The following is a 9,918-nucleotide window of genomic DNA, read 5'->3' as shown; positions in this document are numbered from 1 at the left end:
GCCCACAGCCTCTCTTCCACACCATTGCGCACCCGTGCGAGCCGAACGTCCGATTCGCAGCAGCTACCGACCTCATCCAACCTCGACGAGCCAGAACCACCCATTGTCTCCGATACATAGGTGACAAGAGAAATCCATACCCCGGTGTATCGACGGTTTTGTTGCAATTCGTTACAAATCGCCCAGCTCATCTACCCCCCGATCGCATTGCCGAAACGCACCGTTCAGACGCGGCGCGCGATACCTCTCCCCCTGGGACAATCAATTGCAACCGACGATCTACACCCCAATCCACATCAGTCACCTCGGACAATTTACAGGGCCGCCAGGTACTGGGTGTCTGAGCTCGAACAAGATTCGACAGTCGCTGATCGAGACTATCGGTACTCGCCGACAGACCGACGAAAGAACGCGCCGACCAGCGGTCGGCGCGTTCTTCGATTTACGGTACGAAGCTTCAGGAAAAGCCCACACCAGTCACACTCTTCAGGTGCTCGCTGCTGACCCCTGGAGCCAGCTCCACAAGCTGCAGCCCGTCCGCGGTGACGTCCAGCACTGCCAGGTCGGTGATGATCCGGTTGACGACGCTCTGACCGGTAAGCGGCAGCGTGCAGGCCTCGACGATCTTGGGATTGCCGTCGCGGTCGGTGTGCTCCATCACGACGATGACGCGGCGGGCACCGTGGACCAGGTCCATCGCCCCGCCCATACCCTTCACCATCTTGCCCGGCACCATCCAGTTGGCAAGGTCACCGGTCTTCGATACCTGCATCCCGCCGAGCACCGCGGTGTCGATGTGACCACCGCGGATCATGCCGAAGGAGAGAGCCGAGTCGAAGAACGCGGCGCCTGAATTGACGGTGACGGTTTCTTTACCGGCATTGATGAGGTCGGCATCGACCTGATCATCGGTCGGATACGGTCCGGTACCGAGGATGCCGTTCTCGCTGTGGAGGACCACCTTGACGCCCTCGGGCAGGTAACTGGGGATCAGAGTCGGCAGGCCGATGCCGAGGTTGACGTACTCCCCCGGCCGCATCTCGGCGGCAGCGCGAGCGGCCATCTCGTGGCGAGTCCAACCGACACGGGTTTCCTCTGCGCTGGTCACTTGGTGCCTCCTGAGACGGTCCGCTTCTCGATCCGCTTCTCCTGTGGGCCTGTGTGTACGACGCGCGCAACGAACACTCCAGGTAGGTGCACGTGCGCGGGGTCGATGTCGCCCGGCTCGACGAGGTTCTCCACCTGCGCGATGGTGATCCGGCCGGCCATGGCAGCAAGCGGGTTGAAGTTCATCGCCGTCTTGTTGAAGACGAGATTTCCTTCGGTGTCGCCGTAGTCCGCATGCACGAGCGCGAAGTCAGCGGTGATCGCCTCTTCCAATACATACGTGCGGCCACCGAACACTGCCGTCGCCTTCGGTGGCGACGCCACGGCGATCGAACCGTCCGGGTTGTATCGCCACGGCAAGCCGCCCTCGGCGATCGGGGTGCCGACGCCAGCCGGCGTGTAGAACGCCGGAATGCCGGTACCGCCCGCTCGCAGCCGCTCGGCCAGCGTCCCCTGCGGCGTCAACTCCACTTCGAGCTCACCGGCGAGATACTGACGGGCGAACTCCTTGTTCTCTCCCACATACGACGCCGTCACCCTGGCGATCCGGTGCGCGCCGAGCAGAATGCCGAGACCGTAGTCGTCGACACCGCAGTTGTTGGAGAACACCTCGAGATCGGTGGCGTCGCCGTCGGCGATCGCCGCGATCAGTGCGTCGGGAATACCGCACAGCCCGAAGCCGCCCACTGCGAGCCTGGATCCGCTCGCGATGTCGGCAACTGCCTCAGCTGCCGTATTCACGACTTTGCTCATCCGTTAGTTCTCCTTCTGCTGAAAGATTCCGGCTCGGTGAAGAAGCTTCTCGGCGTGACGGAGAACGGGAGCGTCGACCATCTTGCCCTCGAACGCGAACACACCACGTTCAGTAGACACCGCGGCAAGCACTCGTGTGGCCCAGTCGATCTCTTTTTCCGAAGGTGCGAAGGCCCCGCGGATGACCTCGACCTGACTCGGATGGATCGCAACCTTCACGTCGAAGCCGACTGCGACGGCATCAGCGGACTCGACGCCGAGGCCGACGAGGTCCTTGATGTCGAGGTAAACGGAATCGACAGCCAACCGGCCGTAGCTCTTCGCGGCCAGGAGAGACGTCGATCGGACATGCTTGGCAACGTCGCGGTACGAACCGTTCGGGTGCCTGCTCGAATTACCGCCGAGACCGGCCACAAGATCCTCGGCTCCCCACATGACACCGATGGCGTTCGCAGCAAGCGCGATGTCGGCCACGGCGAGGGCTCCTCGAGGGGACTCGACGAGCGCAACCACGTCCGCCGGTGCGAGCGAGAGGACGTCCTCGGCCGATTCGCACTTGGACAGCATGAGACGCGAATAGTGTGTGCCGTCCAGCGCGATCAGATCGAGTTCGTGATCAGGTGTACCGACCGGATTGACGCGCACGACCGTCCGCTCCGGATCGAGAGGCGTGTCGATCAGGGCTGCACGTGCGGCTTCCTTGTCGGCCGGAGCCACACCGTCTTCGAGATCGAGGATCACGACGTCGGCAACAGCCGCGGCCTTCGCATAGCGCTCGGGACGATCCGCCGGGCAGAACAACCACGCCGGCCCCGGCGGTGTCCACGTCATGAGGACACCTCTGCCGGACGCAGTTGCACCAGTGTCTTGCGCGTGGCCAGTGCGACGACGTCACCGTGCTGGTTGCGCCCGGTGTGCACGAGCGTCACGATGCCTTCACCTGGACGGCTCTTCGACTCGCGCTTGTCCGCGATGAGCGTCTCGGCATACAAGGTGTCGCCGTGAAAGAGCGGCTTCGGGAAGCTGATCTCGGAGAAACCGAGGTTCGCCACGATGGTGCCCTGCGTCAACTGCGCGACGGACAGGCCGACGATGGTCGACAGGGTGAACATCGAATTGACCAGCCGCACACCGAATTGAGTGTCCTCGCTGTACGCGGCATCGAGATGCAACGCCTGCGTGTTCATGGTCAAAGTCGTGAACAGGACGTTGTCAGCCTCGGTCACCGTCCGGCCTGGGCGATGCTCGTAGATCGCGCCGACCTCGAACTCCTCGAACCAGAGCCCGCGCTGAGTGATCTTCTTGGGGTTCGTCACAGCCCTGCCTCACGAGCGATGAGCATCAACTGCACCTCGGTCGTTCCCTCACCGATTTCGAGGATCTTGCTGTCACGGTAGTGGCGCGCGACGGCGTACTCGTTCATGAAGCCGTATCCGCCGTGGATCTGCGTGGCGTCACGGGCGTTGTCCATGGCAGCTTCGGAGGAAATCAGCTTGGCGATGGACGCCTGCTTCTTGAACGGCTTGCCCGACAACATGAGTGCGGCCGCGTCGTAGTACGCGGTACGTGCGACGTGGGCACGAGCCTCCATACGCGCGATCTTGAACGCGATGGCCTGGTTGTGTCCGATGGGGCGACCGAACGCCTCGCGCTCCTTGGCGTACTTGATCGACTCGTCGACGCAGCCCTGGGCGGCACCGACGCTCAACGCGGAGATGGCGATGCGGCCTTCGTCGAGGATGCGCAGGAAGTTCGCGTAGCCGCGGCCGCGCTCACCGAGCAGATTCTCTTCGGGGACACGAACATCGGCGAACGTGAGCGGATGGGTGTCGGATGCGTTCCAACCGACTTTGTTGTACGCCGGTTCGGCCGTGAAGCCGGGCGTCGTGGTCGGCACGAGGATCGTCGAGATCTCCTTCTTGCCGCCGTCCTTGACACCCGTGACCGCGGTGACCGTCACGAGCTTGGTGATGTCGGTGCCCGAGTTGGTGATGAACTGCTTGTTGCCGTTGATGATCCACTCACCGCTGTCGAACTTCGCGGTGGTCTTGGTTCCGCCGGCGTCGCTACCCGCACCGGGTTCGGTCAGGCCGAAGGCAGCCAACGACTTGCCGCTGGTGAGCTGCGGAAGCCACTCCTGCTTCTGTGCCTCGTTACCGAAACGGTAGATCGGCATGGCACCAAGGGACACACCAGCTTCGAGAGTGATCGCGACGCTCTGGTCGACCTTGCCCAGCTCTTCGAGCGCCAGGCAGAGTGCGAAGTAGTCGCCGCCCATTCCGCCGTACTCCTCGGGAAACGGCAGGCCGAACAGTCCCATGTCGGCCATCCCGGCCACTACCTCGTACGGGAAGGTGTGGTTGGCGTCGTGCTCGGCAGCAACCGGTGCCACTACGGTCTTCGCGAAATCTGCAACCGTCTTGGCGAGCTGCTGGTATTCGTCCGGAAGCGCTCCGGTGGCAAGGTAATCGGACATCAGGCGTCTTCCTTCTGCGTCGTGTTCTCGGTCTTTACTTCTGCAGTCTCTTCGTCCGTGACAGGTACCACGCGGGCCAGAACCTGATCCACCATCACCTGATCGCCCTGACGGACAAGCACTTCCACGATCCCGTCGATCGGGGACGTCAAGGAGTGCTCCATCTTCATGGCCTCGACCACGACGAGTGGTTGTCCCGCGCTCACTGCCGCGCCGTTCTCGACGTTGACTGCGATGACGGCACCGGGCATGGGGCTGGCGATTTCGGCGTCACCGGCGTGCTTGTCCTCACCGCGAACGCTGACTTCGGCAACCTCGCGCACGTGCCAGGTTCCGCCGCCTGCCAGCCACAGACCACCATCGGTCTCGGCGACGACAAACGTGCGTCGACGTCCGTCGATCACCACCGCCAGTTCGGATCCCGTCAGGGTCGCGCTGAATGCGCGAGGCTGTGAACCTTCGACCTCGACCTTTGCATCCGCGGGAACGCCGACGATCGCAACGTGCGCCGTTCGGGTGCCGGCGGAGAGCCTGATGCTGGTCGGAGCGGGAGTTCCGACGCGCCACCCACTCGGGACATCCCAGGGATCAACGCATTCCGAGGTTGTCCACCGCGAGAGCCAGCGATACGCCGCGGCAGCAATGAGTACCTCGTCGGAGGCGTCGGCTGCGACAAAGTCTTCGACGCGACGATCGAGCAGACCGGTGTCGAGGTTGCCCGCGATCACATCCGGATCAGCGAGGAGGAACCGTGCGAATTCGATGTTGGTCACGACTCCGAGCACTGCGGTGTCACCGAGTGCGCGATCGAGCTTGCGCAGTGCGCCCGCGCGGTCGGGAGCGTGGGCGATGACCTTGCTGAGCATCGGGTCGTAGTCACTGCCGACGACGGTGCCCGCGAGCAGTCCGGAATCGACGCGCACGCCGGAACCTGACGGCTCGACCAGATCGACGACGCGGCCGCCCGTCGGCAGGAACCCACGGCCCGGATCCTCCGCGTACACACGAGCTTCGATGGCGTGCCCGGTCAGCGTGATGTCACTCTGGGAGAAGGCCAACTTCTCCCCTGCTGCCACACGGACCTGCCATTCGACCAGATCCAGTCCGGTCACCATTTCGGTAACGGGATGCTCGACCTGGAGGCGGGTGTTCATCTCCATGAAGAAGAACTCGTCCGGCTTGTCGGCGGAGACGATGAACTCCACGGTGCCGGCGCCGGTGTAATCGACGCTTCGAGCGGTGTTGCACGCTGCCGCGCCGATCCGGTCACGGGTCACCTGATCGAGCAGCGGCGAGGGAGCCTCTTCGATGACCTTCTGATGACGCCGCTGCAGGCTGCATTCGCGCTCACCGAGGTGAACGACGTTGCCGTGCTGGTCGGCGAGAACCTGGACCTCGATGTGCCGGGGCCGCAGGACGAATCGCTCGAGGAACAGGGTGTCGTCGCCGAACGACGACGCGGCCTCACGGCGGGCACTGCGAAGAGCCTCGGCCAGATTGGCCGGATCCTCGACCAGACGCATTCCCTTGCCGCCTCCGCCGGCCGAAGGCTTGACCAACACCGGGTAGCCGATGTCCTCGGCCGCTGCGATCAGTTCTTCGTCGGTCAGATTGGGGCGAGCGATACCCGGGACCACCGGTACGTCGAACGCGGCAACGGCGTTCTTCGCGGTGATCTTGTCACCCATCACCTCGATGGCGTGCTCGGAGGGACCGAGGAAGGCGATTCCGGCAGCCGCACAGGCAGCCGAGAACGCCGAGTTCTCCGACAGGAAGCCGTAACCGGGGTGAATACCCTGAGCACCGGTGGACTTGGCAGCGTCGATGACCTTGTCGATGACGAGGTAGCTTTCACGCGCCGCGGCCGGTCCGATGTTGACGGCAGTGTCGGCCTCGCGGACGTGGCGAGCATTCGCGTCGGCGTCGCTGTAGACGGCGACGCTGCGAATTCCCAACTCACGCAACGTGCGGATCACGCGAACCGCGATCTCACCGCGGTTGGCCACGAGAACAGTATCGATAGTGCGCAACTCAGTCATTTCGCTCACATCCGGAAGACGCCGTAGGAGACCGGCTCGATCGGCGCGTTCGCGCACACCGAAAGGGCCAGGCCGAGAACAGTTCTGGTATCTGCGGGATCGATGACACCGTCATCCCACAGCCGCGCAGTGGAGTAGTACGGATTGCCCTGAGCCTCGTACTGCTCGCGGATCGGCGCCTTGAAGGATTCTTCGTCCTCGGCCGACCACGGATTACCCGCGCTGTCGAGCTGGTCACTACGAACCGTCGAGAGCACCGACGCGGCCTGCTCGCCGCCCATGACCGAGATGCGCGCGTTCGGCCACATCCACAGGAAGCGAGGTGAATACGCGCGTCCACACATGGAGTAGTTGCCGGCGCCGTACGAGCCGCCGATGACGACTGTCAGCTTGGGGACCCGTGCACACGCGACTGCCGTGACCATCTTGGCGCCATGCTTGGCGATGCCGCCGGCCTCGTAGTCGCGTCCTACCATGAAGCCTGCGATGTTCTGCAGGAACAGCAGCGGCACACTGCGCTTGTCACACAGTTCGATGAAATGTGCTCCCTTCATGGCGGATTCGCCGAAGAGCACGCCGTTGTTGGCGATGATGCCGACCGGGTGGCCCTCGATGTGCGCGAAACCGGTGACGAGCGTCTTGCCGTATTCAGCCTTGAACTCCTGGAACGCGCCACCGTCGACGAGCTTGGTGATGACCTCGTGCACGTCGTACGGAGTACGGGGATCAGTCGGAACGACGTCGTACAGCTCGCTCTGATCGGCGACGGGCGGAACCGTGGAGATGACGTCCCACGGGCGCTCGGAGCGGGGGCCGAGCGTGGCAATGATGTTGCGCACGATCCGAAGTGCGTCGCGGTCGTCCTCGGCCAGGTGGTCGGTGACGCCGGAAACCTTGGAGTGCAGGTCGCCGCCGCCGAGCTCTTCCGCCGTCACGATCTCACCGGTGGCAGCCTTCACGAGCGGCGGTCCGCCGAGGAAGATGGTGCCCTGGTTGCGGACGATCACTGCTTCGTCGCTCATCGCGGGCACGTAGGCGCCTCCCGCGGTGCACGAACCGAGAACTGCGGCGATCTGGGGAATCCCCTTGGCGCTCATGGTCGCCTGGTTGTAGAAGATCCGGCCGAAGTGCTCACGGTCCGGGAAGACCTCGTCCTGGCGCGGCAGGAAGGCGCCGCCGGAGTCGACGAGGTAGATGCAGGGAAGGTTGTTCTGCAGCGCAACTTCCTGCGCGCGCAGGTGCTTCTTCACCGTCATCGGGTAGTACGTGCCGCCCTTGACCGTTGCGTCATTGGCAACGATCACGCACTCGCGGCCCGACACACGACCGATACCAGTGATGACGCCGGCGCCCGGGCACTCGTCGTCGTACAGGCCGTTGGCCGCCAGTGGGGACAACTCGAGGAACGGGCTGCCCTGGTCGAGCAGCGAGTCGACGCGATCTCGCGGCAGCAACTTCCCTCTGCTCACGTGACGCTCGCGAGAGCGCTCGTTGCCACCCAGCGCTGCTTGCGCCAGTTTCTTCTTCAGTTCGTCCACCAGAACGGTGTGATCGGACCGGTAGCCCGATCCTTGCGTGATTCCACTGGGAGTCATCCCGCCGCCTTCGCCATGAGTTAATGCTCGATAACTGAAACTAGATTAACTATGATTAACTGAGTTGTCCAGAACACAAGCGAAGAAAGATCGAGAGAATGACCTCTGAGCAGGTAGCAGCTCCGACGCGACGCGATCAGATGAAGGCCGACCGTCGACGTCAACTCTTGGACGCCGCCGCCCGGTTGATCGCCGAGCGCGGATTCGTGAGTGTGCGACTCGAAGACCTCGGCGCGGCCGTCGGCATCAGCGGCCCGGCCGTGTACCGGCACTTTCCGAACAAGGACGCCGTCCTCGTGGAACTTCTCGTCGGCATCAGCACGCGCCTGCACGAAGGCGGCTCTGCGGCGGCGGAGGCAGCGGACTCACCGAGCGCCGCACTCGACGCACTGGTGGAGTTCCACCTCGACTTCGCGCTCGGCGAGCCGGACCTGATCCGCATCCAGGACCGCGACCTCGAAAGCCTGCCGGCCGACGCGCGTCGACAGGTACGCCAGACGCAGCGCAAGTACGTCGAGGTGTGGGTCGGAGTCCTCGAGCAACTCGATCCCCAACTCGATCAGGCGGACGCACGAATCAAAGCGCATGCCACCTTCGGTCTGATCAACTCGACCCCTCACAGCGCCAACCCCGCTTCGCCGGCACGCGCGCGTCGCGTCCTGCGGGATATGACGCTCGCCGCACTGCGCACCCACTGAAACCGGACACGGCACAATCGGTGGCAGACTGGTTACACCAGCTAACAGATGAGGGTGCCGGACGTGGAAGACAGCAGTGGGGTCAGCAGGGCCGATTTCGCCGAACTGCGGACCGAGTTCTCCCGCTTCATGATGTTGTACCAATTCGGAATCTCCGAACTGATGACCAAGGTGAACATCCTCAAGGACGAGTTCACTCACATCAATCAGTACAGCCCCATCGAACACGTCACGTCACGAGTCAAGTCACCGGACAGCATCCTGCGAAAGGCTCAACGCCTGAACGTCCCGCTGACGATCGACGACATCTCGAAGAACATCTTCGACATCGCTGGAGTACGTATCACCTGCAGCTTCATTTCCGACACGTACCGAATCGCCGAGATGCTCACCAGCCAGACGGACCTTCGGGTGATCGAGCGCGAGGACTACATCGCCGATCCGAAACCCAACGGCTACAAGAGCTTGCACTTGATCGTCGAGGTCCCGGTTTTCATGAGTGACCGCGTCAGGCACGTACCGATCGAACTTCAGATCCGCACGATCGCGATGGATTTCTGGGCGAGCCTCGAGCACAAGATCTATTACAAGTACAACCGCGAGGTTCCCGTCGAACTCCTCGACGAACTCACCGAGGCTGCTGCCGCGGCACACCGTCTCGATGTCAAGATGGAACGACTCAACGACGAGTTCGCCAAAATCAAAGCGCTACCGCATCCTGACGACGAAATCCTCGAGCAGGATCTGCCGGCGCAGTTCCTCGAGGCGCTGCATCTTCAGCGACGGGCGCTCTGAATTCGGTCCCCTGCCCTGAGCGAACGCGCCTTTCGGCGCATCTGAGGCGACGAGAGTGCCGTTCGCTCACAACTGGGGTCGGACAACTAGGGCAAACCAAAAGTGCGCCCTCCCGAACTTCGGGAGGGCGCACTTCGCGAATTGCGTTGGCTTGCTATTTCTTGCCCGTGACGGCGCTGTAGCCGATCGAGAGCACGGCCGCCGCGGCGATGCTGATGATCCAGCGGATCCAGTCGATTCCACCCGTGTCGCCCTTGTCCGAGATCGCTCCCCAGACCCAGTACCCGATAAGCGCTCCGGCGATACCCAGCACGACGGTCACGATCATGCCGTACTGCTGCTTACCTGGCAGTACGAGACGAGCCAGGATTCCGATGACTGCGCCGAAAATGATGGTTCCGATAATTTGCCCCATGACAGCCCCTCTCACACGTCGTGCATGCACGCGGACGGAA

The 9,918-nt window shown here is 63.1% G+C and carries 10 protein-coding genes; 2 read left to right on the top strand and 8 right to left on the bottom strand.

Translation table 11 applies throughout. The features are described 5' to 3' along the window. Positions 1 to 457: 457 nt before the first annotated feature. Genes YH3_RS10990 through YH3_RS10960 form a run of 7 tightly spaced genes read right to left on the bottom strand, consistent with a single transcriptional unit; the run spans position 458 to position 7,970 of the window. Positions 458 to 1,063, bottom strand: coding sequence for a 3-oxoacid CoA-transferase subunit B (locus YH3_RS10990; protein ID WP_039973146.1), 606 nt, complete (start codon positions 1,061 to 1,063; stop codon positions 458 to 460). A 41-nt stretch (positions 1,064 to 1,104) separates the two neighbouring features. Next, positions 1,105 to 1,860: a CoA transferase subunit A gene (locus YH3_RS10985; protein WP_007730192.1), complete on the bottom strand. Its 756-nt coding sequence runs from the start codon at positions 1,858 to 1,860 to the stop codon at positions 1,105 to 1,107. Positions 1,861 to 1,863: 3 nt separating this feature from the next. Beyond that, positions 1,864 to 2,691: a CoA ester lyase gene (locus YH3_RS10980; protein ID WP_003942031.1), complete on the bottom strand. Its 828-nt coding sequence runs from the start codon at positions 2,689 to 2,691 to the stop codon at positions 1,864 to 1,866. Further along, positions 2,688 to 3,176 carry a MaoC family dehydratase gene (locus YH3_RS10975; RefSeq protein WP_003942078.1) on the bottom strand — a complete coding sequence of 163 codons (489 nt, stop codon included), beginning with the start codon at positions 3,174 to 3,176 and terminating at the stop codon, positions 2,688 to 2,690. The genes YH3_RS10980 and YH3_RS10975 overlap by 4 nt, the downstream gene beginning before the upstream one ends. Beyond that, a complete protein-coding gene (locus YH3_RS10970; protein ID WP_007730190.1) occupies positions 3,173 to 4,336 on the bottom strand; it encodes an acyl-CoA dehydrogenase family protein in 1,164 nt (387 codons plus the stop codon). Before YH3_RS10970 ends, YH3_RS10975 begins: the two co-directional genes overlap by 4 nt. After that, positions 4,336 to 6,375 (bottom strand): acetyl/propionyl/methylcrotonyl-CoA carboxylase subunit alpha, encoded by a 2,040-nt coding sequence (locus tag YH3_RS10965; protein WP_007730189.1) that lies wholly within the window; start codon positions 6,373 to 6,375, stop codon positions 4,336 to 4,338. Before YH3_RS10965 ends, YH3_RS10970 begins: the two co-directional genes overlap by 1 nt. 5 nt (positions 6,376 to 6,380) lie before the next feature. After that, positions 6,381 to 7,970: a carboxyl transferase domain-containing protein gene (locus tag YH3_RS10960; RefSeq protein WP_042453308.1), complete on the bottom strand. Its 1,590-nt coding sequence runs from the start codon at positions 7,968 to 7,970 to the stop codon at positions 6,381 to 6,383. Positions 7,971 to 8,068: 98 nt separating this feature from the next. On the opposite strand from YH3_RS10960, the gene YH3_RS10955 reads away from it, so the two are divergent. Continuing rightward, complete coding sequence (locus YH3_RS10955; protein WP_003941968.1) at positions 8,069 to 8,668, top strand: TetR/AcrR family transcriptional regulator; 600 nt, start codon at positions 8,069 to 8,071, stop codon at positions 8,666 to 8,668. A 48-nt stretch (positions 8,669 to 8,716) separates the two neighbouring features. Continuing rightward, positions 8,717 to 9,463, top strand: a complete 747-nt coding sequence (locus YH3_RS10950) for a GTP pyrophosphokinase family protein (RefSeq protein WP_064443342.1) — start codon at positions 8,717 to 8,719, stop codon at positions 9,461 to 9,463. A gap of 154 nt (positions 9,464 to 9,617) precedes the next feature. On the opposite strand, the gene YH3_RS10945 is transcribed toward YH3_RS10950, so the two are convergent. Beyond that, complete coding sequence (locus YH3_RS10945) at positions 9,618 to 9,878, bottom strand: GlsB/YeaQ/YmgE family stress response membrane protein (RefSeq protein ID WP_003942027.1); 261 nt, start codon at positions 9,876 to 9,878, stop codon at positions 9,618 to 9,620. Positions 9,879 to 9,918: the final 40 nt, after the last annotated feature.

Source organism: Rhodococcus sp. YH3-3 (assembly GCF_001653035.1).
Taxonomy (GTDB): Bacteria; Actinomycetota; Actinomycetes; order Mycobacteriales; family Mycobacteriaceae; genus Rhodococcus_F; species Rhodococcus_F qingshengii.
The sequence above is the reverse complement of the archived record's forward strand: the minus strand, read 5'-3'. Positions and strand labels throughout refer to the sequence as shown.